At 36.5% G+C, this 25,386-nt stretch carries 21 protein-coding genes, 1 riboswitch and 1 other annotated feature; of the genes, 6 read left to right on the top strand and 15 right to left on the bottom strand.

Annotation, left to right across the window (positions count from 1 at the left end; genetic code table 11):
* Positions 1-138: 138 nt before the first annotated feature.
* From ACKI3H_RS03100 to ACKI3H_RS03090, 3 genes are all read right to left on the bottom strand, one after another.
* Positions 139-1,785: a peptide ABC transporter substrate-binding protein gene (locus ACKI3H_RS03100; protein WP_407370818.1), complete on the bottom strand. Its 1,647-nt coding sequence runs from the start codon at positions 1,783-1,785 to the stop codon at positions 139-141.
* 62 nt (positions 1,786-1,847) lie between these two features.
* Positions 1,848-2,115: a binding site (T-box leader), on the bottom strand.
* Between the two features lie 109 nt (positions 2,116-2,224).
* Complete coding sequence (locus tag ACKI3H_RS03095; RefSeq protein ID WP_407370817.1) at positions 2,225-3,826, bottom strand: ABC transporter permease; 1,602 nt, start codon at positions 3,824-3,826, stop codon at positions 2,225-2,227.
* A 2-nt stretch (positions 3,827-3,828) separates the two neighbouring features.
* Positions 3,829-4,743: an ATP-binding cassette domain-containing protein gene (locus tag ACKI3H_RS03090; RefSeq protein ID WP_407370816.1), complete on the bottom strand. Its 915-nt coding sequence runs from the start codon at positions 4,741-4,743 to the stop codon at positions 3,829-3,831.
* Between the two features lie 256 nt (positions 4,744-4,999).
* Between ACKI3H_RS03090 and ACKI3H_RS03085 the strand changes: the two genes are divergently transcribed.
* From ACKI3H_RS03085 to mgtA, 3 genes are all read left to right on the top strand, one after another.
* Positions 5,000-5,404, top strand: a complete 405-nt coding sequence (locus ACKI3H_RS03085) for a hypothetical protein (RefSeq protein WP_407370815.1) — start codon at positions 5,000-5,002, stop codon at positions 5,402-5,404.
* A gap of 238 nt (positions 5,405-5,642) precedes the next feature.
* Positions 5,643-7,295 carry a peptide ABC transporter substrate-binding protein gene (locus tag ACKI3H_RS03080; RefSeq protein ID WP_407370814.1) on the top strand — a complete coding sequence of 551 codons (1,653 nt, stop codon included), beginning with the start codon at positions 5,643-5,645 and terminating at the stop codon, positions 7,293-7,295.
* Positions 7,296-7,511: 216 nt separating this feature from the next.
* Positions 7,512-7,675: riboswitch (M-box (ykoK) riboswitch) on the top strand.
* A gap of 353 nt (positions 7,676-8,028) precedes the next feature.
* Entirely contained in the window at positions 8,029-10,644 is a 2,616-nt protein-coding gene (gene mgtA, locus ACKI3H_RS03075) for a magnesium-translocating P-type ATPase (RefSeq protein ID WP_407370813.1), read from the top strand.
* A 162-nt stretch (positions 10,645-10,806) separates the two neighbouring features.
* Here the strand turns inward: mgtA and ACKI3H_RS03070 are convergent, their stop codons facing one another.
* From ACKI3H_RS03070 to ACKI3H_RS03050, 5 genes are all read right to left on the bottom strand, one after another.
* A complete protein-coding gene (locus ACKI3H_RS03070) occupies positions 10,807-12,132 on the bottom strand; it encodes an MBL fold metallo-hydrolase (protein ID WP_407370812.1) in 1,326 nt (441 codons plus the stop codon).
* A gap of 15 nt (positions 12,133-12,147) precedes the next feature.
* Positions 12,148-13,476 (bottom strand): ABC transporter substrate-binding protein, encoded by a 1,329-nt coding sequence (locus ACKI3H_RS03065; RefSeq protein WP_407370811.1) that lies wholly within the window; start codon positions 13,474-13,476, stop codon positions 12,148-12,150.
* Between the two features lie 52 nt (positions 13,477-13,528).
* Complete coding sequence (locus ACKI3H_RS03060) at positions 13,529-14,350, bottom strand: carbohydrate ABC transporter permease (protein ID WP_407370863.1); 822 nt, start codon at positions 14,348-14,350, stop codon at positions 13,529-13,531.
* 99 nt (positions 14,351-14,449) lie between these two features.
* A complete protein-coding gene (locus tag ACKI3H_RS03055) occupies positions 14,450-15,340 on the bottom strand; it encodes a carbohydrate ABC transporter permease (protein WP_407370810.1) in 891 nt (296 codons plus the stop codon).
* Positions 15,337-16,392: an ABC transporter ATP-binding protein gene (locus tag ACKI3H_RS03050; RefSeq protein WP_407370809.1), complete on the bottom strand. Its 1,056-nt coding sequence runs from the start codon at positions 16,390-16,392 to the stop codon at positions 15,337-15,339. The genes ACKI3H_RS03055 and ACKI3H_RS03050 overlap by 4 nt, the downstream gene beginning before the upstream one ends.
* Before the next feature lie 556 nt (positions 16,393-16,948).
* Here ACKI3H_RS03050 and ACKI3H_RS03045 point away from each other — a divergent pair.
* The gene (locus ACKI3H_RS03045) at positions 16,949-17,275 is read left to right on the top strand and encodes a MazG-like protein (protein ID WP_407370808.1); all 327 of its coding nucleotides are present in this window, start codon (positions 16,949-16,951) and stop codon (positions 17,273-17,275) included.
* A 76-nt stretch (positions 17,276-17,351) separates the two neighbouring features.
* Here the strand turns inward: ACKI3H_RS03045 and ACKI3H_RS03040 are convergent, their stop codons facing one another.
* The 6 genes from ACKI3H_RS03040 to ACKI3H_RS03015 form a co-directional block, all read right to left on the bottom strand.
* Positions 17,352-17,777, bottom strand: a complete 426-nt coding sequence (locus ACKI3H_RS03040) for an OsmC family protein (RefSeq protein WP_407370807.1) — start codon at positions 17,775-17,777, stop codon at positions 17,352-17,354.
* Positions 17,777-18,541: an amino acid ABC transporter ATP-binding protein gene (locus ACKI3H_RS03035; protein WP_407370806.1), complete on the bottom strand. Its 765-nt coding sequence runs from the start codon at positions 18,539-18,541 to the stop codon at positions 17,777-17,779. Before ACKI3H_RS03035 ends, ACKI3H_RS03040 begins: the two co-directional genes overlap by 1 nt.
* 13 nt (positions 18,542-18,554) lie before the next feature.
* Positions 18,555-19,199 carry an amino acid ABC transporter permease gene (locus tag ACKI3H_RS03030; RefSeq protein ID WP_332495118.1) on the bottom strand — a complete coding sequence of 215 codons (645 nt, stop codon included), beginning with the start codon at positions 19,197-19,199 and terminating at the stop codon, positions 18,555-18,557.
* 39 nt (positions 19,200-19,238) lie between these two features.
* Positions 19,239-20,063, bottom strand: coding sequence for a transporter substrate-binding domain-containing protein (locus tag ACKI3H_RS03025; protein ID WP_407370805.1), 825 nt, complete (start codon positions 20,061-20,063; stop codon positions 19,239-19,241).
* Positions 20,064-20,284: 221 nt separating this feature from the next.
* On the bottom strand, positions 20,285-21,049 hold the full coding sequence (locus ACKI3H_RS03020; protein WP_407370804.1) for a class I SAM-dependent methyltransferase: 765 nt from the start codon (positions 21,047-21,049) through the stop codon (positions 20,285-20,287).
* On the bottom strand, positions 21,050-21,583 hold the full coding sequence (locus tag ACKI3H_RS03015; RefSeq protein ID WP_407370803.1) for an RDD family protein: 534 nt from the start codon (positions 21,581-21,583) through the stop codon (positions 21,050-21,052).
* Positions 21,584-21,816: 233 nt separating this feature from the next.
* Here ACKI3H_RS03015 and ACKI3H_RS03010 point away from each other — a divergent pair, with 233 nt between their 5' ends.
* Both ACKI3H_RS03010 and ACKI3H_RS03005 read left to right on the top strand, forming a co-directional pair.
* A complete protein-coding gene (locus tag ACKI3H_RS03010; protein WP_407370802.1) occupies positions 21,817-22,302 on the top strand; it encodes a DNA-deoxyinosine glycosylase in 486 nt (161 codons plus the stop codon).
* A gap of 41 nt (positions 22,303-22,343) precedes the next feature.
* Positions 22,344-23,231 (top strand): LEM-3-like GIY-YIG domain-containing protein, encoded by an 888-nt coding sequence (locus tag ACKI3H_RS03005; protein WP_407370801.1) that lies wholly within the window; start codon positions 22,344-22,346, stop codon positions 23,229-23,231.
* A 111-nt stretch (positions 23,232-23,342) separates the two neighbouring features.
* Here ACKI3H_RS03005 and ACKI3H_RS03000 read toward each other — a convergent pair whose 3' ends face one another.
* The gene (locus tag ACKI3H_RS03000; protein ID WP_407370800.1) at positions 23,343-25,175 is read right to left on the bottom strand and encodes a DUF2207 domain-containing protein; all 1,833 of its coding nucleotides are present in this window, start codon (positions 25,173-25,175) and stop codon (positions 23,343-23,345) included.
* Positions 25,176-25,386: the final 211 nt, after the last annotated feature.

Genomic DNA, 25,386 nt, shown 5'->3' with positions numbered 1-25,386 from the left:
TTTTTTATTTATATAAAGAATAATAGATTTAAAATAATCCATTGAAACATTCATATGTAACTTTAGAAATTCTTACAGAGGAAGACCACTTTTTTTCATCTTCCTATCTTTGACAATAACCAATTGTTTTGCTATTAATTACTCTATAATCGTGGCATTTCTGAAAGTGAAATCAGATCCTAACAGATGACTTTCCAATCCTTGGACTGTAGGGCGTTGCAAGTAATTCGTTGTACGTTGATACAAAGGTTGGAAAGCAGCTGTATCCATCAGAATTTTTTCTGCTTCCAAAAAATTGGTGTACCTTACAGTAGAATCATTAGCATATGTTGTTTTGCTTTCATCTATTAAAGCTTGGTACTCGTCATTTTGATAAGAACCATAGTTATAGGGACTATCTGTCTCCAATAAAATAAAGAAACCTGTTGGATCTAAATCTCCGGCTATCCATCCCGCTATTGAAAAGTCATAATTGCCAGAAGTCCGCTCCGTTTTTGCAACGTTACTTGGTACACTCCTAATTGTGACTGTTATCCCTGAGAGATGTTTTTGAACTTCACTTTGGATATAAGTCCCAACTTTCTTAGAAGTTGCATCATCATTTGTCAATAATTCAAGTTCTAGTGTATCGCCTAATTCATCTTGTGCCAAGCTCCATTCTGCTTTAGCCTTTTCAGAATCGTAATCATTAAAAGAGCCATTATCTGTACGGAAATCTTCATCAGTCTCAGGATTTGTTAATAATTTTTGTGGTATTAAACCACCCAGAGGTTCTGATCCATCTTCAAGTACATTTTCAGTTAGTTCTTTTCTATCAATAGATAAAGCAATTGCTTTTCTCAAATGTTCATTCTTTAGTGGACTATTTTCTGAGGCATTGTAAGTTAAGTATTGTAATGCTAATTCTTGTTTACGGATCAGATTCTCATGGGTTTCGAATTGTCTGGCATAGTCTCCTGTTAATGTAACGACATCCACCTCACCCGTCTCGTAAAGATTCAATCCTGTAGAAACTTCTTTTACCACAGCAACATTCACTCTGTCCAAAGCAACTTCATCTTTATCATAATAGGATTCATTTTTTTCATACGCCCAACTAGTCGCACCATCTTTCCAATCAACTAGCGTAAATGGCCCGTTGTAAAGGATAGAATCCGTATCTTGTCCGTAATTGTCACCTTGCAATTCCACAAACTTCTCATTTTGTGGGAAGAACCATCCGATTGCTAATAGGCTCAAAAAATTAGGTCTTGGAACTTCTAACTCCACTTTTAATTCATAGTCTGACACTGCTGAAACGCCAAACTCACTCAGTTTTTTATCTCCATTAACAATTTCAGAACCATTTTTAATATTTTCAAATAAATAAGCGTTAGGTGACAATGATTCTGGATTCACCATTTTCCCCCAAGCATAAACAAAATCATTAGCAGTTACAGGTGTTCCATTTGACCATTTTGCATCTTCTCTTAACTTAAACGTATAAGTTAAGCCATCCTCACTAATAATTGCCGGTTCTGCTGCAAGAGCTAACTCAAGCTCATCTTCAGCATTGAAACGGTACAACCCTTCAAATATTTGCTCAATAACGGTAAAAGTATTGCGGTCGGTAGCTTGAGTGGTATCCAGTGTCGTGATTTCAGCACTTACTCCAACACCTGTTTCTTGTACAATTTTTGTGGTTTCTGAGGTATCTGAGCCGTTATTTCCTTCTGCTTGTGTACCACATCCAATCAATAATCCTGTTGCCAATAAAATACTTATCCACAATGTCCATTTCTTCATTACTATTCCCCCATTTCATTTATACAACAAAAAAATGCCCGTCCAATCTTAGTCTTTCGACTAGAAAGGACGGACATTTAAATTCCGTGTTACCACCTTAGTTTATAAAAATATCGCTATTTTCACCTTATTCAGTACACAATCTCACAAATGAAAGATCGTAAACTGATGCACTAGATAACGGATGCTTACCGTAACAGTCTAAAAGAAACTCTCACTCGACTGCTCAACTCAAAGGCCATTTTCCATCAGAACTATCATTACCCTTTTCCATCATCCGGGCTTTCTAAAAACTATTTTCTGACGTACTTTCCTTATCAAAGTCTTTTTATCATTTAAAATTCATTGTTTTTTAATCTAAATAAATAGTAACAGACTGCTTGCATACCTGTCAATAACTAAGATGAATTTTTATCAATCTTTCAAATTGTTTTATACGTCAGTAAATATCCCTTTTGTTGTAACTTACAAACCCTATCACAGAAAGAGCAATTCCTACTACACTTAAACTAATTAATGGGGACCAAGCAATTTCTTCATTTGGCAGTTGAGGGATATGATGAAAAGCAGAAATGTTTTTTATCCACTCTGGAAATTCGAGTAAATTGCCAAGATAAACGACCAAAATGACAAAAGTTACATAGATCCAAATCAAACCTGTTCTCTTGGGAAAAGCTCCTACAAGTACTGTTGTTAAACCTAATACTACTAAAATCGCTGGGATATAGACCAGCCCCGAAGCGATAACAGTTCCTGCACCAATAGTTGTCTTTATGACTTGACTTGCCGAAGCATACAACCCTAATCCAATCAACAATTGCATCAGTACAGCTGTTAAAAATGCTAATGTATAATAGCTTCCCATCACTTTATTTCGAGAAATCGCTCGACTATAAAAGTTTTCCGTTCGGCTCATTCTTTCTTCTTTTTTCAGTTTTAAAAAGACCGATACTGTTGGAACAGCGGAAAAGCCAGACATAATCCCCACCAATAATGTAATAAACTGTTTAGTCATAGAATCACTTAAGTCATCTGCTAAAATAACTTGAACCAATTCAAAGTCTGAGAAGTATGCTTCTAAATCGCCTAAAATCGAACCAAAAGCAGTACTCATTAAAAAGATACCAATAGCCCATGAAATGATCGTTCCTTTTTCCAATCGCCATGTTAACCCAAATTGACTTTTTAAAGTATTCGAAGCGTACCTTCTTCCTTTACGTTCAGGTAATAACCCGGCGTTAATATCCCTTTGCTGATTTAAATAGAACGCACTCACGAATAAAATAACCATTCCACTAATTAACGCACTAACTGGCCACCAGTCATTGTCGACAAATACCACTGTTCGAACAGTCCAACCTAATGGAGAAACAAGTGACAGCATTTCACTGCTGACATCTCCAATAGCTCTTATGATGTAAGCAGCTATTAGTACAGTAAACGAAATTCCTGTAGCACCTCTAGATGTTTCAGTTAATTGTGCTGCAACGGCTGTAACGCCTGCAAAAAATAATCCAGTACTTGCCAGGATACCACCATATAGCAAAGTAGATTCTACATTAAACACTTCATGGTTAAATAACCCTAAACTTAACGTCAGAATCATAAACAATAGACTGTTTACGATAACCATCACATTAATTGTTGCAGCTAAATATGCTAACCGTCCAACAGGCAACCCTAGAACCATTTCCAGTCGCCCTTCTTCTTCATCCATCCTCGTACTGGAACTGACTATTAAGATATTCATCACGCTAGCTGCGACAGCTGAAAATAATAACATTTCACTTGCGAAAACTGTCCCTAAATTAAACGTATCCACTTCATAAAGTGATCCTAGCATGGCTATCATAGCTGGATTTTGCATCGTTAAACCAAATTCTATGATCTCTTTTTGGCCAGTATAAATGGTTGTATAAGCTGTTACTGTAGCGATTGAAACACCGATCAAACCAGTTAACCATAAACCGATTTTTACTCCATTTTGTCGAAAAAGCAATCGCATGACCTGACCTGTTCCTTTGAATTGCTGAACAATCATCGTTAGACACTCCCTTTTAAGCCACTTTGTTCCTGGCTGTCCCCTTTGTAGTAGCGTATAAATAAATCTTCCAAAGTCGGAGGAGCACTTTCCAGTTTCAAAACACCAAATTGACTGATATGACGAATAACTTTTGCGAGTTCATCGCTGTCTACTTGAAAGACCCATCCCTTATTTGTCTGGACAACGTCATGCACACCTTCTAGCTCGAATAAATTCATCAAAGGTTCACTTGTTTCAACAGTCAATTTTGTTCGAGTCAAATGACGCATCTCAGCTAATGTTCCTGTTTCAATAATTTCACCTTCACGAATAATGGCTACCCGATCACACAGCTTTTCAACTTCGGACAGAATATGGCTAGACAACAATACACTCTTACCTTGTTGTTTCATCTCTAAAACAAGTTCTTGAAAAATACGCTCCATCAATGGATCTAAACCCGCAGTTGGCTCATCAAGAATATAGAGTTCCGCTTCAGAAGCAAATGCAGCAATCAAGGCTATTTTTTGTCGATTTCCTTTCGAATAGGTGCGGCATTTTTTTGACGGGTCTAGTTCAAACAGCTGAATCAATTCATCACGCCGGTTCTGATTTCCATTTCCGCGCATAGCTAAGAATAAATCAATTACTTCTCCACCAGTTAAATTAGGCCATAGATTTGCTTCACCTGAAACATATGCTACCCGTTTATGAACTTCTACAGCATCTTTCCAAGCGTCTTGCCCAAAAATTGTGACTTGACCTTCACTTGGTTTCAACATCCCAAGTAAAACACGAATAGTTGTAGATTTTCCGGCACCATTGGGACCAATAAACCCGTAGATTTCACCTTTTTTTACAGTGAAATCGATGTTTTTTAAAGCAGTAAATTTTCCAAATCGTTTAGTTAAGCCTTTTACCTCTACTAAGTTCATTTTTACGCCTCCACTTACTACCTTATCTTTATTTATTACTTAAATCGTAAGCGTTTTATTCCTTAATGTAAAGCCTGATGAACCCATGTATGTTAGAAAAACAATCTAATAATTTCCTGGAGTATCTTATCGTTTTTATACTTTGACAACTCTTTTTTATAAACTCAGACTAAAGACGGTCGCTGAATGCTGTTCAACATGTTACACTATTTAATGCTAATCTTATGGAACAAAGAGAAAAAGGAGACACTAGTAAATGAAAAAACTCAAAACTTACATTCAAAAATTTATGATCGGCAGATATGGAGTAGATAAACTTTCAACCTATTTGCTTTATGGGGGACTTGCTATTGTTGTCTTAGCTAACTTATTCAATTGGTCAGTCATTGGCTTACTCGGTTGGGCAGCTATTATTCTTGGTTACTATCGGACTTTTTCTCACAATCGAACAAAACGGTATCAGGAAAACCAAAAATTTTTAGCATCCACTCGTCAATTTACTAGGAGTTGGAACCAAAAGCGAAATAAATTTCTGCAACGAAAAGTTTATAAGTATTACGCTTGTCCAAACTGTCATAAAAAATTACGCGTACCGAGAAACAAAGGAAAAATCAGTATCAAATGCCCACACTGCAAAGAGCAATTCATCAAAAAAACTTAGTCAGTAGCAACCTCTATCTTAGAAATGGAGCCTCCTTTATAGCTTATCGTTGATTTGCGATAACTTGTAAGAAGGTTCTTTTTTTTGCAAAAAAATTAAGCGAAATCCTTTATTCGTATTATATTCTACTTTTTATTCAGAAATGTGTGGATTTTTAGCCAAAACCATACATTTTTTTGCATAAACGTGTTATCCTATTAAAATAAGATTAATTAAATTAGATTAAGGAGTGTTTACAGTGAGAACATCATATAAATTAGCAGCTACAATGAGTACCGCCTTTTTATTAACTGCGTGCGGTGGAAATGGAGATTCTTCAAATTCAACGAGCGGTGATTCTTCAGGTTCTACCTCTGGGGAACAGGCCGTTAATTATACTGCCCCTACAGAGTTATCTACCATGGATACAGCTTTAATCACTGATATCAATAGTTCCAATTATTTAGGACATGTTATTGAAGGATTATTACGTATCGATGAAGAAGGAAATCCTGTCCCTGCTATTGCAGCTGACGAAGGCGTAATCTCAGAAGATGGACTTACGTATACGTATACGCTTCGTGACGATGCTGTTTGGTCTAATGGCGATCCTGTTACAGCAAATGATTTCGTATACGCTATGCAAAAATTAGTCGATCCTGATACTGGAGCTTCTTATAGTTATCTAGCAGAAACGATTGAAAATGCACCTGAAATCATGGCTGGTGAAGCAGATGTCAATGAACTTGGTGTTACAGCTAATGGCGATCATGAGATTACGTTTAACTTAACGCAACCAACGCCTTACTTTGAATTCTTGTTAGCTTTTACGGCTTTCTTCCCTCAAAATGAAGCCTTTGTTGAAGAACAAGGAGATAATTACGGAACTTCTAGTGAAGCCTTGCTCGCTAATGGTCCATTCACATTAGAAAATTGGGATGGCACGGGACTAACTTGGGACTTAGTAAAAAATGACGATTACTATGCTGCTGATGAAGTAACGTTAAACGCTGTGAATGTTCAAGTTGTAAAAGAAACAAGTACTGCTGTTAATTTATTTGAAGGTGGTCAAGCAGATAACGCTCAATTAACCGGTGAGATTGTTAAGCAATTCGCTGAGGACGAAAATGTTGTCGTTCAAAAGAAAGCTAGAACCTCATACTTGGAATTCAACTGGGATAATGAATACTTACAAAACGAAAAATTAAGAGAAGCTTTAGGACTAGTCATCAATACAGATGATTTAGTGAATACTGTTTTAGCAGATGGTTCAACTGAAATCGGCGGATTTTTGCCAGCTGACTTTGTAGCTGATCCAGCTACTGGTGAAGATTTTACTGAAGAAGCAGGAACCTTCTTATCTTATGATACAGAGCGTGCTCAAGAGCTATGGGAAGAAGCCAAAGCTGAATTAGGCGTAGACAGTATCTCTCTATCTTTTGTTGGAGACGATGATGAAAAGAGCAAACAAATCAGTCAATACATCCAAGGTCAAATTCAAAACAATTTGCCTGGTATCTCTGTTGAGTTACGTAATGTACCTAAGAAGAACCGTCTTGCACTAGCTGATACTCGTGATTTTGATATCTTACTTACTGGATGGGGTGCTGACTTCGCGGATGCCATCAACTTTATGGACCTGCTATACAGCGATTCTCCTTATAACGAAGGTGGATATGCAAATAGCGATTATGATGCTTTGATCGACCAAGCGAAAACAACAAATGCAAATGATGATGAAAAACGTTGGGAAGCTCTCCAACAAGCTCATAAAGCCATAACTGACGACTTTGCCTTCATTCCTTTGTACCAAGAAGCCGAAACGCAACTCCGTAATCCTGCTATTGAAGGAATCATCTTGAATTCAGTTGGTGTAGAGTTTGACTTAAGTCGTGCTAGTGTTAAAAATTAATTAGTTGAAAACGAGAAAGGCCAAAGAAGTTTCCGAATTGGAAATTTTCTTTGGTCTTTTTTTATTGTTATATAAAATCCTAATTCTAATCTTAAGTTCTTTTTAAGTATCTTTGTGATATTAACAAATAAAATAATTTCCATAAGTATCCTTATCAAAATAATAGAGTAACTTGACTTCTAAAAATCTTTGAGCTAGCATAGATTATGAAATGAATAAGACTTCTGTTAGGTGAGGCTCCTATATGGACACACGCTGCTGCCCAAAAACGTCGAGAGACACCAATGGGTCAACAGGAATAATCGAATTAAGGTTATTTTTAATGTAGCTGATGGACAATCTACGCCATATAGTGCTAAAACTCAACGATGGAGATGGTTAAAGTTTTTTGATATGAAAAAAAACTTTAGCTAATTATGGAATCGTTTATTTGGAATGGACATTCAAGCATATACTCTATCGTTGAATAGAGTATATGCTTTTTTTGTTTTTTTCTTTACAAAAAGGTTTTAATCCTAATTTTGAAGCTTTGTCTTATCATTTTATGTAGTGTATGGTTTGATCAAGAAAGTGAGGTGAGCGGTATGGTAAAAAGTTCCAGTAATGATAGTCCAGATGATGATTTTTGGAGAATAAAAGAAGGAATAAGTAAGCCTGCCATGAGCCTATTCTTGGTTAGGAAACTCATGCAGTAAATCTTATTTCTTCTGGTAATACAAAGGAGGAAATAATCATGACAAACAAAAAAAAGTCTATTTATACAGAAAAAAAATCTAAAAACAACCAATTGAAGGAATTAGGTTACCTCAAAGAAGAAGCTGTTTTAAAACAGCTGAAATCAAATGCGTCAGGATTAAACAGTCAAGAAGCGAAAAAACGTTTAGAAGAATTTGGGCTAAATGAAGTAGCAGCCCAAAAGCCTGTTTCTTGGTATCAATTAGTGTTTCAAGCATTTAAAGACCCCTTTATTTATGTTTTGACTCTTTTATTAGTCGTTTCAGCTGCCACTAAAGATTTTGAAGCCAGCATTGTGATGGCTATGATGATTTTATTTAGTGCTGGACTTCATTTCATTCAAGAATACCGTTCTCAAAAAGCTAGTTTAGCTTTAAAAGAAATGATTGAAACGACTTGCGCTGTGACTAGAGATGGCGTAACAAAAGAAATTCCAATCGATGAAGTGGTTCCTGGTGATATTGTCACTCTTTCAACTGGAGATTGGATCCCAGCAGACTCTCGTTTGATTTGGGCAAAGGATTTATTTGTTAATCAATCTTCAATGACTGGTGAATCCATGCCCATTGAAAAGCATGTTTCTCTGAAAAAAGAAAAAGAAATTTCACAGTTGACCGCTTTAGATCTTCCTAATTTACTGTTTATGGGTACCGATGTTTTAAGCGGCCAAGGTAAAGTTGTTGTTGTGAAAACTGGTGAAGATACTCTCTTTGGCGATATCGCTGCTCAATCTTCTAAGTCTAGAGGCGAAACGAGTTTTGACCGCGGAGTAAAAAATGTGAGTAAATTATTGATCAGATTTATGTTGGTTATGGTCCCTATTGTCTTTTTGATTAATGGAATCTCAAAAGGAGATTGGAGCGAAGCATTCTTCTTCTCAATAGCCGTAGCCGTTGGTCTGACACCAGAAATGTTGCCAATGATTATTACCAGCAACCTTGCTAAAGGTGCGATTACGATGTCTAAGAAAAAAGTAATTGTTAAAGAATTAAATGCCATTCAAAACTTAGGCGCTATGGATGTTTTGTGTACTGATAAAACTGGCACCATAACGGAAGACAAAGTTGTTTTAGTGCAACATGTTAACCCAATTGGTGAAGAAAGTAATCGTGTTTTAGAATTAGCGTATATGAATTCCAATTACCAAACAGGTTGGAAAAATGTGATGGATCATGCTGTGATTGAGTACTTCAATGAGAATCGTGAAGAAAATGAATTAGAAAAAATCGAGAAAATTGATGAAATCCCTTTTGATTTTTCAAGACGACGCCTAACTGTTGCTGTTAAAACCGGTAATCAACAATTGATGATCACAAAAGGGGCCGTTGAAGAAATGCTGAAAGTTTGTCAATATGTAGAATTAAATAACGAAATCATTCCATTAACTTATGAGCTACAAAAAAAGATGGAAGAAGTTAGCATCCAGATGAATAAAGAAGGCATGCGTGCTCTTGGTGTTGCGTATAAACAAAACGTCCATGATTCAGCTGTCTATTCCATTAAAGACGAGTCTGATATGGTCCTTGTTGGTTTCATGGGGTTCTTAGATCCGCCAAAACAATCCTCTATCACAGCTATTAAATCGCTTCATGAACATGGTGTGAATGTAAAAGTATTGACTGGCGATAATGAAATTGTTGCTCAAAAAATCTGCAAAGATGTCGGAATCCAAGTCGATCGAGCAATCCTTGGAACAGAACTTGAATCCATGACAGATACTGAACTGATGAACGCTACAGAAGAAGTGAATCTTTTTGCTAAATTAAACCCCACTCAAAAAGCTCGGATCATTGAGCTGGTGCAACAAAAAGGACATACTGTTGGATTTATGGGCGACGGAATCAATGATGCACCAGCATTGAGAACAGCTGATGTAGGTATCTCCGTTGATACTGCAGCTGATATTACTAAAGAAGCCAGTTCAATTATTCTGCTGGAAAAAAGTTTGACGGTTTTAGAAGATGGCGTTTTAGAAGGTCGGACTGTTTTTGGAAACATGATGAAATACATCAAGATGACGATCAGTTCAAACTTTGGAAATGTGTTTAGTGTCTTAGTAGCCAGTGCCTTTCTACCATTCTTGCCTATGCTTTCGATTCAACTCTTAGTACAAAATCTTATTTATGATGTTGCGCAATTAACAATTCCTTGGGATAAAATGGATCCTGAAGACCTAATGAAACCTGCTAAATGGGGAACGTCAGATTTATTGAAATTTACATTTAGTATTGGTCCAATCAGTTCTATTTTTGATATTCTTACCTTTATCTTAATGTGGTTTATTTTCCAAGCTAATACCGTCCAAGATGCTGCACTATTCCATACCGGTTGGTTTGTGATTGGTTTGATTACTCAAACTGTTGTCGTGCATGTTATCAGAACGAAAAAAATTCCATTTATCCAAAGTAGAGCCAGCATGAGTGTAATACTTTCAACACTTGCTGTTGTAGTTGCTGCTATATTAATTCCAGGCAGCACGTTCGGAACATTTTTTGACTTTGTAGCATTGCCAGAAACTTATTGGAAATGGATGATACTAATTGTCCTCTCCTATATCGCAATGGTACAAGTCGTCAAATCTATTTATATCAATATTAATAAACAATGGTTATAGTATTTAAAAAATCATAGTAAAAAAGGAGTGAGATTATGATTTCACTCCTTTTTTACTATGATTGACACTATAATTTCATGTGAAAATGAGATGCATTTAACTATTCCACCTACTCTATAGGTTGGAAATATTGGTAGCTATACAATTTTTCCCAACCGCACTTTACTCTGTCACACCTATTTCAGTCTTTTGTTTCACTAAGTAGTTCGTGTTTATTTCTGGAATAAAACTGGCCAATCCATTTGCAATCAATCTCTGTTGAAATGCTACCGGTTTAAAACTATGCCACGGAATCGTTTGTTTTGCGCTAACTATTTTTGCAATTATAAGCAAGTCTTCTTTAGTAGCATGTCCACTAGTCCCCATTTGGATAAACGAATAGTGGTGCATATCTAAAAAGTTCACTAATTCTGCGTAACGCTTATCATAATCACCTAGAGGTTCCCCGTTACTATGGACATAAATGCCTTTATTAAAATAAGTCACAGTCTCTTTATTTTTATAGCTATTTTGTAAAACATAGTGTGACGGATGTTGTGTCAAATCTTGTAAAGTTACTATTTCTTGTACATATTCTTTTACTTCTATTTGATCACTTTCCAGAATACGCCATTTCTTTTCAGGATAAAAAGCATGTAGTACTTCTGCATATGCCGATTCAAAAACCATTTTACGTCCATATAATTCTGTTTCTTCAGCAATTGATTTTATGCGCTCGACATTCCGAATATAAGGATTATATAAAATGATCGAATCAGGATCATCTTGCAACAATTCTCCCCACTTTTGAAGCAGTTCTTTTTCAGAAACAGGTTCTTCTGATGCTTGCTTTTTTTCACCATCAAAGCTAAAAGAGGTTCCTTCCAAAAGAAGCACATCCGGACTCCATACCTTTGCGTCATTTGCCCATTTAATGATTCGCTCAGGATGTTCCCCATTTAAACGAACATCTCCAGAGTGAATTAATTTCAATTCGTTTGTTTCAATAAAAAATGCACTGCAACCCACTGAATCATGATCGCTCCATTTAGGTGTAACTGTAATATCGCCAACTTGAACTGCTGTATCAAAATCAAACAGTCGTATATCTGCTTTGCTGGGATTTTCTTCACCGACTCTAATTAACACATCATACAAGCGGTATGCTTCTTCAGAAAGGTAAACTACAGTTCCTTCTGGTAAATATTGCAATCCCCCCATATGGTCCAAATGCAAGTGAGAGATAAATAGTGTTGTCTTAAAAGTTGATTCATTGACAGATGCCAATTTTATTTTTTTGAACGACTCAGTCTCATAGAGGTAGGGTATTGAAGGCAATTGGTTAGTCGCAAGGAGAAATTCCAGTTCAGATAAAGTTTCATCTACCTGTCCAGTATCTCCACCAACGCTCAAGCCAAAGTCGCATATGACTCTGGCTTGGTCTGTTTGGACTTCCATGATATTGCCGCCAATGGTGTGTAAACCACTCCAAAATCGATATTGTGTCATGTTTAAGTCTCCTCTTTAATTCTTATTAGTTGAAATGATTTCTTCTGTCTTCTTATTCAGCTCTGTTAATGCTTCTTGCTCATCAGCATCATTTACTAAAACATCATCCATCGTGTTCAATAACTCATTACGGTATTCGCCATATCCCACAAATGAAGGTGCAGAGATTCCATAGTCTAATTCAAGAGTTGCTGCTTCTGCTGTTGGATTTTCTTCTAAGTAAGTTTTGTATTCTGGAACTTCTAAAGCAGCTTTACTGATTGGGACATAACCTGTTTCCATAGACCAGTAAGCTGTATTTTCTGGTTCTAATAAGAAGCTTAGGAACGCAACTGCAGCTTCTTGTTCTTCTTCAGTAGCAGAAGAAAAGACACCTAGATCATTACCGGCAAAAATAGTTAAAGGAGTATCATTGTACGTTGGCAGTTCAGCCGTGCTCCAGTTGATCCCATTTTCTTCAGCAACAGGTCCAACATGTGCTAGACCAGCACTAGATCCAATGTACAAAGCACTTTCCCCACGAGCAAATGGACCTGAAAAGAAACCATCTTCGCCAGCTGTGCGAGCATGACCATCATCAATTAATCCCATTAAAAATTCCAGTGTTTCAACACTTTCTGGAGAATCAATATCTACTTCTAATGTTTCACCATCAATGAATGTTGAACCATTTTGACGAGCCATCGTTTCGTATTCCATTTCAAAAGCATTTTCAAGTCCCATGGCAATACTGTCATCCCCAGCAGCAACCATTTTTTCACCTAAGGCTTTTACGTCTTTCCAAGTAGTCGGTACTTCTACCCCATATTCATCCAACAAATCTTGGTTGTAGTACATGACACGCGTTGACTTTGAAAAAGGTATAGCATAAGTTTGCTCATTATAAACAGAGCTTTCCATAAATCCTGGGTAGATATCATCCAATTCTTCTTGTGTAAAGCCATTTTCCCCTGTTAGAATATCATCCAGTGGCAAAAGCAATTCGTTGGTCGCCAAATCCGGTACTAAACCAGGAGTTAGTTGAGACAATGTAGGAAGATCTCCCGAAACACCTGAGGCCATAATGGACTGTTCAAGCGTTTCATAGTCTCCTTGGTTCATTTCTTCTACGGTATATAATTCTTGAGAATCATTAAACTCTTCCGTCAAAGCTGTAATCGCTTCTTGATGTGGACCATTCATCGCATGCCAAAAAGTAATCTCAGTTTCTTCTGTACCTTCAGTTGCTTTAGTTGATCCCCCTGCATCTGCTTCTTCATTTCCTGATCCACAAGCGGCCAATAAAAGACTGCTTGAAAGCAGTAAACCTGTACCAAATGTTAACCAATTCCTTTTTTTGCTCATCTGTCATTCTCCTCTAATTCTATTTTTTAAATTGCTTACACCCTTAAATGAATTACCCTTTTAGTCCACTTTTTGAAATCCCCATAATGATATATTTCTGGAGAAAAAGATACACAATAACCATCGGAATCACAACAATCGTTGCAGCCGCCATCAGAAGTTCGTATTGCGTTCCAGCTTCAGTCGTAAAAGCCTGCAGACCAACGGGCAATGTACGTAATGCACGATCATTGGTCACAATCAAAGGCCACATAAATGCATTCCAACTTCCAATAATTTTCAAAATGGTAATGGCTACAATTGACGATTTAGCCAACGGAACCATTATCGTCCATAAAAAACGAAAATCACTACAACCATCTACTTTAGCTGCATAATGCAATTCTTTTGGAACCGATTGAAAACTTTGCTTCAACATAAATACTGAAAAAACACTTGCTAGATAGGGAACGATTAGTGCCGCGTATGTATTAATCAACCCCATATTGGATAGTGTAACAAAATTAGGTATGATTAGGATTTCACCTGGGACCATCATCGTCGCAATCAATAATGTAAACAAAACATTTTTGCCATAAAATTCAATTTTAGCAAAGGCAAAGGCAGCCAAAATTGTTGTAACTAGTTCACCTACTGTTGAAAGAACTGTTACAAGCACGCTATTTAAAAAATAACGGCCAAAGGGAGCAGCATCGAAAGCAGCAGCGTAATTTCCAATCTGCAAGCTATCGGGGATCCAAACCGGCGGCATAGCAACCGTTTCTCCTGGTGACTTTAAGGATGTTGAAACCATCCAGATAAAAGGAATCAGCATAGTGGCTGCTCCTGCTACCAATAGAGTATAGAGGATGCTTTTTTTTACTTTGCTTCCAATATCTGTGTTCTCGCGTTCTTTGGAAAAATCAGCCAAAAGTGAACGTGATACTTTTGGAATAGCTTTATTGGATAACTCCTTCATTATTCTCCCCCTTTCTTAGTAATGAACAAATCTCTTGTTGTAAGCCATTTGAATAAGCGTAACCACTAAGATAATTAGGAACAAAACAATTCCAGCGGCTGCGGCAACACCATATTGGTATTCGGTATAAAATTTTTCATAAATATAATAAACTACTGTCAACGCTGAATTCCCTGGTCCTGGTCTCCCTTGAAAAAGCGAATACACTTCGTCAAATACTTTGAAGCTACTGATAACTCCCATAACTGTCACCAAAAACGTCGTTGGTCCTAGCAACGGAACTGTGATATTAGTAAACCGTTGCAAATCAGAGGCTCCATCAACCTTAGCTGCCGAGTAATATCCTTTATCAATATTGTTCAATCCTACGAGAAACAAAATAATATTGAAGCCTAGTCCTTTCCAGATAGCCATAATGACCAATGCCAACATGGAATATTTTGGATCCGTTATCCAATTGATTGGGTTCACTCCGAATAGGCCTAGAAAATAATTCATCAAACCATATCTGGAATGGTAGATCCAATTCCAGACAATTGAGATAGCAACCGTACTGGTAACAAATGGCAAGAAATAAATAGACCTAAAAAATCCTGATAAAAACTGTACATTATGCAACAGCAAGGCAATACCCAGTGACAACATAATCGATAAAGGAACAACGCCCAACACAAAGATGAATGTATTTTTGATTGCTAAAAAGAAATTTGGGTCATTAAAAATTCGGATAAAATTATCCCAGCCATAGGCATAGACAACATCTTGATAAAAGTTGTAATCAGAGTAAAAACTCATAGCGAGTGATTTAAGGATCGGATAAATATTGAATACGCCGATAATCAGCATCATCGGAGCAATATAAATCCACGCCCTCAAGGTACTTTTTAGAGTTGGTTTTTCAATCATCCAACAACAGCCTCCTCCAATACCATCGTATTCCCTTGTTTATCAAAATGCAGAATATCTTGTACATCTGCTGTCAAATGGACATTATCTCCTTCTTTATAATTCCCAGAAAGACTAGTAGCAATCACTTCTTTCATTCCACATTTGATTTTGATTGAAACATCTTTGCCTACTCGCTCGATGTGTCGAATCTGACCGCTGATAAAAGCTTGAGATTCACTTGCAGCTTCTTTAAAATTCTCTGCACGAACTCCAATAGAATGGAAAGTTGGATTAAAACTCAAAGCGCTAGATAAGTTGGACCAATTGACTTGTTGTTCATCCACAGAAAAGGTATTGATGATCGGAGTTCCCAAGAACTTCGCTACAAATAAATTAACTGGGCGTTCATACAATGGTTGAGGCTCACTGATTTGCTGAATAGCTCCATCATTTAAAACCATTACTTGATCGGAGATGCTTAAAGCCTCTTCTTGATCATGTGTCACAAAAACAGTCGTCACATTTGTTTCTTGTTGTATACGGCGAATCTCTTCTCGCATTTCAATCCTCAATCGTGCATCCAAATTCGATAACGGCTCATCCATCAGTAATATAGAAGGCTCTTTAGCTAACGCACGTGCTATCGCTACCCGTTGTTGCTGTCCCCCTGAGAGCTGTTTCGGTTTTTTATCCACATGATCTTGGATTTTGACCAACTTCGCTAAATCCATCGCTCTGGTTATTCGTTCATTTTTAGACATTTTTGCCATTTTCAAAGGAAACATGATATTTTCTAATACGGATAAATGAGGATATAACGCATAATTCTGAAAAACCATTCCTACTTTTCGTTTTACAGCATCCGCTTTGGTCACTTCTTTTTCACCAAAATAAATTTTGCCTTCTGAAGGAGTGGTCAGTCCAGAAATCAACATTAGTGTCGTTGATTTTCCACAACCGCTTGGTCCAAGGATAGAAACCAAAGAATGCTCAGGGATGACAAAATTGATATTTTGGAGTACATTTTTTTCTCCATAAGCCATTGTGATATCTTCAAATTTAACCTGCACAAAATTACCTCCATTGCTAATAAACTTCCTTTTCCTTACTTTTCTACTCTATCATAGGCATGTAGATTCTCTGTAAATGCTCCGTAAATTCCAATTGTTTTTTTTAAAGTTTATGTAAACTATATGTGAGGGGTGTAAAGACTAGTCACTTTCCTTGTTTTTGGTCTACCTTATTCAATAGGAGATATTTTGAAACTATTTAAATGAAATCAGGACTTGAGTTAATCAAATTAAGGCTCCTTGTATCAATTCAAGTGGAATATGCATTTGAGTAACCGAACTAGAGCTCGTTGCGTCAACTCAAATGGAAAATGGCCTTGAGTTCACCGAACTAGAGCTCATTGCATCAACTCAAATGGAAAATGGCTTTGAGTTAACCAAACTAGAGCTCGTTACGTCAACTCAAATGGAAAACGGCCTTGAGTTAACCGAACTAGAGCTCATTGCATCAACTCAAATGGAAAACGGCTTTGAGTTAATCGAACTTAGGCTTACTGTGCTATACTAAAACCTTAAAGTTTCATAAAGAACTGATAGATGAAATGGAGGGCTTTCTATGGATGAAACAAGGTCTAGTGAATTAGTTGAACGCTCTAAAAAATTACGAGCACGTTACCATGAGTTGGAGATAAAGCACCATGAGGATATTTGGACTGTTGAAGAAGATGCATTAGCATTTCTGACCGACGCTGGTTTAGTTGGCCGTTTAACTATGGCCCAACAAGAACGTTGGCCTAGTAGCTCAACAAACGAAACTGATTTAGAGTTAAAAATTGGTGAAACCATGTGGTGGTTGATTGTTCTAGCTGAAAGAATGAACATTAATAGTTCTGAAGCTTTAGAAAACTTTCTATCCACCACTGAAAAAAGATTAGAAAAATAATACACTATGAATGATTTATTAGTCACAAAAAAATACCCGCTCCCCTTGTAACACTAAGGGTAACGAGTATTTTTTCTTACAATTCTCTTGCTAATTTTTCGCCATTCAATACTACATCATACGTGATTTCACCTTTTAAAGAGTTCGAAACGGTGCAATATTTTTCTTCGCTTAAGCGAATAGCACGCCAGATTTTGTCGCTATTTACTGTACCGTCTACTACAAAGGTAACATTCATAGCGGTAAAGTCTTTAGGAGCTTCTTCTCTGCGGGTTCCGTCAGTAATGATTTCAAGTTTCTCAATTTTGTCCAAATGCGGATTTAAAATCATCGTTGCATCGATTCCAATACAGCCTGCCAAAGAAGCCAACAACATTTCTGTTGGTGTTGCTCCCTCTCCTACTCCACCATAAGCTGGTGTAGCATCCATATTTAGTTCAAAACCTGAATCGCCTTTAGCGGTAAACTTACGACCCTTATTCCATGTTGTTGTTACAATCATCATTTTACCTCTTCTCTATGTTCTAATTCTTCCATTTTTAAAAACCTTCTAGCACGCTCTGTTTTTGGTTGTGTAAAAAAGGCTTCAGGGTCATTTTGTTCAACGATAATACCGTCTGCCATAAAAATCACACGGTCTGCCACTTCACGTGCAAATTGCATTTCATGTGTCACGATAACCATTGTTCGACCTTCTTTAGCCAATTCTTTAATAACTGTCAAAACTTCATCGACTAATTCAGGGTCCAACGAAGACGTTGGCTCATCGAATAACATCACAGTTGGGTCCATAGCTAGCGCACGTGAAATGGCTACACGCTGCTGTTGTCCACCTGATAATCTAGAAGGAAATTCATCTTTTTTATCTGATAATCCTACTTGTTCCAACATTTTTTCGCCAAGTTGGTTTGCTTTAGTTTTATCCATTTTCTTAACTGTGATCAACGCTTCCGTTACATTTCCCAATGCCGTTTTATGTGGATACAAGTTAAATTGTTGAAAAACCATTCCTGTATGCAAACGTGCTTCACGGACTTTTTTGGTACGCTCTTTTTTAGACTGCTCGGCGTTCATAACAACGCCATTTACTTCAATGCTTCCAGCTGTTAGTTCTTCAAGACCATTCATGCAACGCAACAAGGTGCTTTTTCCAGATCCACTAGGTCCCAAAATAACCACAACTTCACCAGAACTAATTTGCAAATCAATAGACTTTAAAACTTCTAATGCTCCAAACGATTTTACTAATCCATTTATTTTAATCATGTTAATCCCTCAACTATTCATAGATTGACATACGTGCTTCCAACTTGTTCAGTAGGAAAGAAAAAACCGTGCTCATGATCCAGTAAATGACCGCGATTCCCAAGTAAAACGGCATATAACTATAATATTGAGCGATCAGCAATTGAGCCGAACGCAATAATTCCGTTACACTGATGACCGATACTAAGGACGTTTCTTTCAACATACCAATAAAGGTATTTCCTACTGGTGGGATAGCAATGCGAATGGCTTGCGGAAGAATAATCCGACGCATCGCTTGCCAAGGTGTCATCCCTGTTGCATAAGCAGCTTCCATTTGACCTTTTGGAATCGACTGTAACGCTCCACGAATCGATTCAGATAAATACGCTCCATTATTAACACTCAATGCAATAAAAGCAGCTGGCAAAGGATCTAAACTAATTCCAAAATCAACTAAACCATAATAAATAATGATGATTTGAACCAATGTTGGTGTGCCTCGAATAATTGATACATACCCTCGTGCAACAGCTTGTATCACTTTATTGCCTTTCAAACGGGCTATTGCTACGATGATCCCAATCAGAGAACCAAAAAACATCGAAACCAACGTAATCAATAACGTATAATACGCTCCTTGCAACAAGAACGGGATATTCTGTATTAAAACTTCCATAAAAGAAGTACCTCTCTTCTACTTATTCTTGCTTCATGTTTAGTCTTTTGGTGGTGCTTCACCGAACCATTTCATAAAGATTTCATCATACGTACCGTCTGCTTTAATATCAGCTAAAATAGTATTTACTTCTTCAATAAAGGCTTCATTGCCTAATTGAACAGCAATTCCGGCTTGGTCTGATTTGATTGGTTCGCCAACTGCTTTAATCTTCAACCCATTTGCTTCAATGATTGGTTTTAAAGCATACATATTGTTGATCGTAGCGTCGATTCGACCAGAGTCCAAATCTTTTAATGAAGTAATTACATCATCATATGTGCGGATATTAAACTCGCCAACTTCCGGAACCAATTCGTTACGCAAATAAGTTTCATCATTTGTTCCTAAACCTACTCCAATATCTTTACCCACAAAATCTTCTACAGAAGTAATCTCTGTATTGTCATCTTTCACAATAACTTTTACTTGATTGGTGATGTATGGATCTGAGAATAACATTTCTTTTTTACGGTCATCCGTAATCGTCATTTGACTTGCAACCATATCAAATTTACCCGTTTGCAATCCAGCAATCATTCCTGAAAATTCTTGAGAGACAAATTCAATGTCCACATCTAATCCTTTGGCAATTTCTTTAGCGATATCTGCATCAAACCCATCCATGTCTTTATCTTCATTGATAAAGTTGTACGGTTGATAGGTTCCCATTACGCCGACTTTCAATACCCCAGCATCTTGAACAGACTGCAATAAATCTTCGCCTTCAGTTGAAGTGGCATCCTCTTTTGTTGACGTTCCACATGCACTAACAAATAATGCTACTGCCGCGATTCCAGCTAGCATCCATTTTTTCTTTTTCACTATTTATCTCATCCTTTTCTGTTAACGTTCTTAATTTTTAATTTTATCACTTTACAAAAAGTAAGTAAAGTAAATAGTTTGTCCTTTAAAAAAGTCTACATTCCCTTAATTTTACGAATTATCGTGTCTCTAATGGATAACAATAGAGACTGCATAGGCTAAAAGATGTTTCTTTAGCTCATGCAGTCTCTATGATTTCGCATATTCAAGTCCTTTTTACTTTATCTTTTTAACTTAATGGCCTTAAACACCATAAAATCAGCACATCTCAAATCTTCTTCGAATGACGGATATTTTTCCAACATTATTTCTGATGGCTTCGGTTCGACTATACTTTCTATCATAAAGCCTGCTTTAGTTAACGTATCAACATAACTGGTTAATGTCCTGTGGAAAAATAGTACTTTATCTTTATCTCCTAATCGTTGTTCGTAGGCACCTTCATAGAAATAACGATCCACGTTCCAATGCAATTTTTCACCACTATCCTTTTTCTCCCAGCCACTTTCAGGAGTAACAAAACAAGGATGCAAAATTGAAAAGATAAAGTTCCCACCATCTACCAACAAACGAAACATTTCTTGAAAGGCATTTTCGTAGTTGGGTAAATCTTGTATCACCATGTTGGACACAACCAAATCAAAACTGTTGTCTTCGAGCGTATCCAACTTTTCACAATTTCCTCTTACATACTTAATCTGCATGTTAACTGGCGTTCTCTTCTGTGCAATTTCAATCATTCTTGGAGAATAATCCACAGCGGTCACATTTGATCCAGCCTTGGACAACAATCTGCTTAAATACCCCTCGCCACATCCTGCATCCAAAACTTGTTTATCTTTCAATTCGCCCATAAGAGAAAATAAAGTAGGATTTAAAAACACTTCTTTATGAATATCCCCTTGTTCGTTGTGATTTTTTGAGTACGTATCAGCAAAAGCATCCCATCTTCTAATCACTTCTTCAGCATCAACATTCTGTTCCACTTATGATTCCCTCCTAATTGGTACAACTTGAGTTCCGGCTATTAAATCACCTAAATGCCGTTTATCTTTTCTAAAAAACCCCATAACCAATAGGATAATAGCAAACAGAATTCCAGCATTTGTAAAAATAATCGAATTCCAAGTTGTAAATTCCGTATAAATACCATCGATGACCCCAATATGAGCAAGCTGCCACGGTAAAAACTTAATGCTATTTCTAACCAAACTTCTAAAAAACGAAGGCGTTTTATACTGTACTTTTAAACCAGCTTTTCTCTTACCGTATGTCCCAAAGGGTTTCTTGTAATCAAGTAGTGAGAAAATCAGCACTATCGGAACAACCGATTCAAACGTCGCTATCAGTTGGGATTGAACGATTGTAAATTCAGGTATTCCGTCTAACACTAGAAAATAAAAGACTAAGTTAGCCATAAGAAGAAAAACAAGATAAAGCAAAATCACACCGTAATCCATTGCCAGTTCTTTAATTCTTACTTGCACTCGTATCGGATTATTCTCCCACACTAGTTTCACCCTTTCAAACTTCAATTTGAACTTATGCGTCAATTATACTACATATTTTTACTTATCAGGTTTAAGTATAAGCGCAACTTGCGTTTAGAAAAAAAACAAATATACAAAAGCTATTACAACGCTAATAACCCTATAGGAATTCTCCATTTTTTACTATACAATTGAAAGATACTGATTTATATTTTACATATAAATAGTGTCTAATATAAATTTACTATTAAGGAGTATAAATTATGAACAGTGGTTTAGAACCTATCTATGATGAAAACACTAAAATTTTAATACTCGGCAGTGCTCCAAGTATAAAATCGTTAGAATTGCAGCAATACTATGCAAATAAAGGCAATCAATTTTGGAAAATCATTTCTGAATCTTTAAATACTACTGATCCAATTGACTATGAAAAAAGGTTGGAATTATTGGTACAAAACCAAATTGGCCTATGGGATATTTATAGTCATTTTGATAGAATTGGGAGTTTAGATAGTAACTTTAAACAAACAAAATTAAATGATTTTGATGCATTATTTTCAACAGCTTCTATCAAACTTATCATTGCAAATGGAGATAAATCTTATCAAGAAATTTTAAAATCAACTATTTTTGAACACTATACTGTTATAAAATGTTTATCCACTAGCGGTGCAAATAATGGCAAAGCACAAGAACGGAAATTAGAATGGAAAGTGGCTCTTCAACTTCCTTTTCTTAATGAGTAACTTATTCAGCACCTTATAGTAGACATGGAGGAAATAATACAATGAATCGATTTACAGAAGAAGTTATTACTCAGCTTCGCTATTACGTTTATATTTTAGTTAATCCTATTGACCATACCATTTTTTATATTGGTAAAGGTACAAAAAATAGAGTATTTGCTCATGAATTAGATTATCTCAAAACTGACTTCTCCAATGACCTTGTGGAAAAGCAAAAATTAACTGAAATAAAGACTATTCATTCAAATGGTATGGAAGTTGAGAAATATATTTTGACTTTTGGATTAAGTGAAGATGAAGCCTTCCACGTAGAAAATGCGGTTATTAATTTTTGTAAACTAATTGATGACCAAAAACTTAACGTGAAAAAATTGACTAATATTATGAGTGGACATCGCTCTGTTGGGCAGAAAGAAGCCTTGCAAACTTTTGGAAGAGTTGAATTGTTACAAGATGCACTTAGTCCAAAACCCGTTAATATTAATCATTTAAAACCCCATAAAATTATGTTTGTGAAAATCAAGCCTACTAAAGATAAATCTGATTCTAGTAAAGATTTAAAAGCTGAAGAAATGTATAACCCTGAATCTGAAGCTTTGAAAAAAAGAACCTTGGGTGATTGGGTCATGAGTTTAGATAAAGCAAACAACCTAGAATATATCCTAGGTGTCTATCCTGGCAGTGGCATGATCGTTAGTGCTTTTAAAATCGTTAAAGACAGTCCTAGATATGAAATACTTCATAGTAAAACAAAGTCTGGAAGAAAGCAAAAAAGGTATAATTTCTATCAATATGCCGAACCACTGACAGAAATAGATGGTATTCAACTTTTCCCAGATCATATCAAATTAACAAATTATCAATACGTTAATAGCAATGGAGTACCTTGTAATATCCAAAATGAAAGAGTCTATGTAGGATTTGATTAGACATTCATTAACCTAAATCTATCACAATAAAAAAACAAAATATCTTTATACGATATTTTGTCTTTTTATATCTAAAATTCATTAACGTACACAAACTATTAAGAGACTATTCTATCGAGCCCCTCCGCCGCCTCCACCACCGGCACCTCCACCTCCACCAAAGGAAGTTGAGCCACCTGTTCCGGATGCTGCTGATGAAGCACTTGAGTTAAATCCACCACTTGCTAATCCACTAGACCAGTTGTGCCTAAATCCAGTCATGCCGTTCCAATACCAATAATAATAGATGAAGGAGTTATCTCCAGAGGCATCATTCGGATTCGGAATCATTTCCTTGAATTCATCTGTTATTTCCTCACTTCTAAAGTACAAGGTATTCCAGAATAGAAATTCTTCAAATGTAAATGGATTAGCGTTGTCCGCAAAACCTTCTAAGTCGATTTCTTCTAAATAGTTATCAAATTGAACCAAACGATCAAACAGTTCGTCGCCTTCAGGACTGGCAACAGATACCTCATGTTTTGCACCCCATACGTCAACTTTGCCAAAAGAAATAAGTCCTTCTCTTTCTAAATACTCTTTTGAGTAGTCAATCAAATAATCCGCAAATTTGCCTACTTCTTTGGCATGTTTTTTTGCCCATTTTTTCATATCATCGTCTTTAACAAAGCCGTTACCGTTTGCAGCATCCAATAACATCAACCATAATCCAGTTTCATAGGTCTCACCATTTGTTTCTAGATGAGCAACGAAGTCACTGAATGACTGAGGATAACGTGCACGTTCTTCCTGAAAATGTAGGATTTCTATTTCCGTATCAAATCCTTCACCAAATAATGATTTGGTTTCAGTGGTGTGAATAAGGATCCGTTCTTCATATGACCATCTCAGTAAATAAGCTGAGAAATAATCTTCAAAATAACCTTTGTCCATGTCTTGCAATAAATATGCAATTCCTGCAAAGTCTTCTCCTTTATAAGGAATCTCTTCTAAGACAACTCCTTTGTGTTCCTTGATTCTTTGTATTCCCGTACGCATTTGTCCAGCTTCTTCTCTCGCTTGTTTTAATTTCTTAGAATATTTGATAATAAAAGCTGTGATTCCTCCACCAGCAACTGCTACGAGAGAAATAATTACGATAGGTAATGTGTTAGAAGTGGCCTCATCATTATATGCTGAACCATCCATTGCCATTTCGCGTTGTTCTTCCAAAGTCATATCTACACTAGTTTGTGTATTGAATAAGCCTTGAGGAAATTGCAGTAATACTGTTACATCGTTGCTGTCGTCTACTTCTTCCTCAGCTTCCCAAACGATCGTGTTGCCCTCTAATTGCATATCCCCTTCAAAACCAAATCCCCAAAAGCGAACATCTTCTTCTGTTAAAGGTTCAAACCCTGTAACTTCAACCGTTAAATTTTCGGCTGGAATATCGGAAAACGTATCAAAATTCCATAACAAGGCTTGCCCATCTTCTAATTCACGGACTAAGTTTGATAAAGTATACGTCACTTCATATTCATTTTCTCCGTATTCCCCAATTCCCCAAATCAGTTCTAACCCAGTATCCGTTCCTACAATACCGTATTGTCCTGCCTTTTCTTCTAGTGAAGCATCTGGATTCCAGGGTTCCAACTCTTGATAACCGGCTACTGAGAAATCAAGCAATTCTGAATCTTGCAGATCATCTAACACGATGTACAATTCAGTGCCATCGTCCATATTCATCTTTCTATGTTCTGTAACAATCCCCGATCCATCTTCTTGCAGTTCGATTTCGATTCTCATATCCGATAATTGATTTTCTGCAAATACTGTTTCGCCAAAAGTCATACTAAATAAAAATGCTAAACCAATACTAAGCGACCTTCTTAACCCTTTATTCATCCACATATCCCCTCTTTCTTGTTTACACAACTCATTTTCAACTAGTTTTCTGTTCAAAGTTTTCTCTCTATCTCTAGTATACACAATATCACTATGCTCTAGGAAACGTTTTCCCTAAACAACTTTTAAAAATCATTTTTATTTGCACTATGCATTCCCTTAAAAAAGACCTTTTAACATAAAAAAAGAGAGCTTTATCGTTAATTCTTAAAATCAGTATAAAACTAATTTCTAAAAATAACTTAAGCTCTCTTCTATAGTTTACAAA

Source organism: Carnobacterium sp., from assembly GCF_045617425.1.
Lineage (GTDB): Bacteria > Bacillota > Bacilli > Lactobacillales > Carnobacteriaceae > Carnobacterium_B.
This window is presented reverse-complemented; position numbering and strand designations above follow the sequence as displayed.

Bases quoted from the DNA above. Each gene is read 5' to 3' on its own strand.
- ACKI3H_RS03070 (WP_407370812.1), bottom strand. From the start codon at position 12,132: ATGACACAATATCGATTTTGGAGTGGTTTACACACCATTGGCGGCAAT.
- ACKI3H_RS03030 (WP_332495118.1), bottom strand. From the start codon at position 19,199: ATGGAAGTTTTAATACAGAATATCCCGTTCTTGTTGCAAGGAGCGTAT.
- ACKI3H_RS03035 (WP_407370806.1), bottom strand. From the start codon at position 18,541: ATGATTAAAATAAATGGATTAGTAAAATCGTTTGGAGCATTAGAAGTT.
- ACKI3H_RS03045 (WP_407370808.1), top strand. From the start codon at position 16,949: ATGGATGAAACAAGGTCTAGTGAATTAGTTGAACGCTCTAAAAAATTA.
- ACKI3H_RS03010 (WP_407370802.1), top strand. From the start codon at position 21,817: ATGAACAGTGGTTTAGAACCTATCTATGATGAAAACACTAAAATTTTA.
- ACKI3H_RS03095 (WP_407370817.1), bottom strand. From the start codon at position 3,826: ATGATTGTTCAGCAATTCAAAGGAACAGGTCAGGTCATGCGATTGCTT.
- ACKI3H_RS03005 (WP_407370801.1), top strand. From the start codon at position 22,344: ATGAATCGATTTACAGAAGAAGTTATTACTCAGCTTCGCTATTACGTT.
- ACKI3H_RS03055 (WP_407370810.1), bottom strand. From the start codon at position 15,340: ATGATTGAAAAACCAACTCTAAAAAGTACCTTGAGGGCGTGGATTTAT.
- ACKI3H_RS03085 (WP_407370815.1), top strand. From the start codon at position 5,000: ATGAAAAAACTCAAAACTTACATTCAAAAATTTATGATCGGCAGATAT.
- ACKI3H_RS03040 (WP_407370807.1), bottom strand. From the start codon at position 17,777: ATGATTGTAACAACAACATGGAATAAGGGTCGTAAGTTTACCGCTAAA.
- mgtA (WP_407370813.1), top strand. From the start codon at position 8,029: ATGACAAACAAAAAAAAGTCTATTTATACAGAAAAAAAATCTAAAAAC.
- ACKI3H_RS03065 (WP_407370811.1), bottom strand. From the start codon at position 13,476: ATGAGCAAAAAAAGGAATTGGTTAACATTTGGTACAGGTTTACTGCTT.
- ACKI3H_RS03090 (WP_407370816.1), bottom strand. From the start codon at position 4,743: ATGAACTTAGTAGAGGTAAAAGGCTTAACTAAACGATTTGGAAAATTT.
- ACKI3H_RS03100 (WP_407370818.1), bottom strand. From the start codon at position 1,785: ATGAAGAAATGGACATTGTGGATAAGTATTTTATTGGCAACAGGATTA.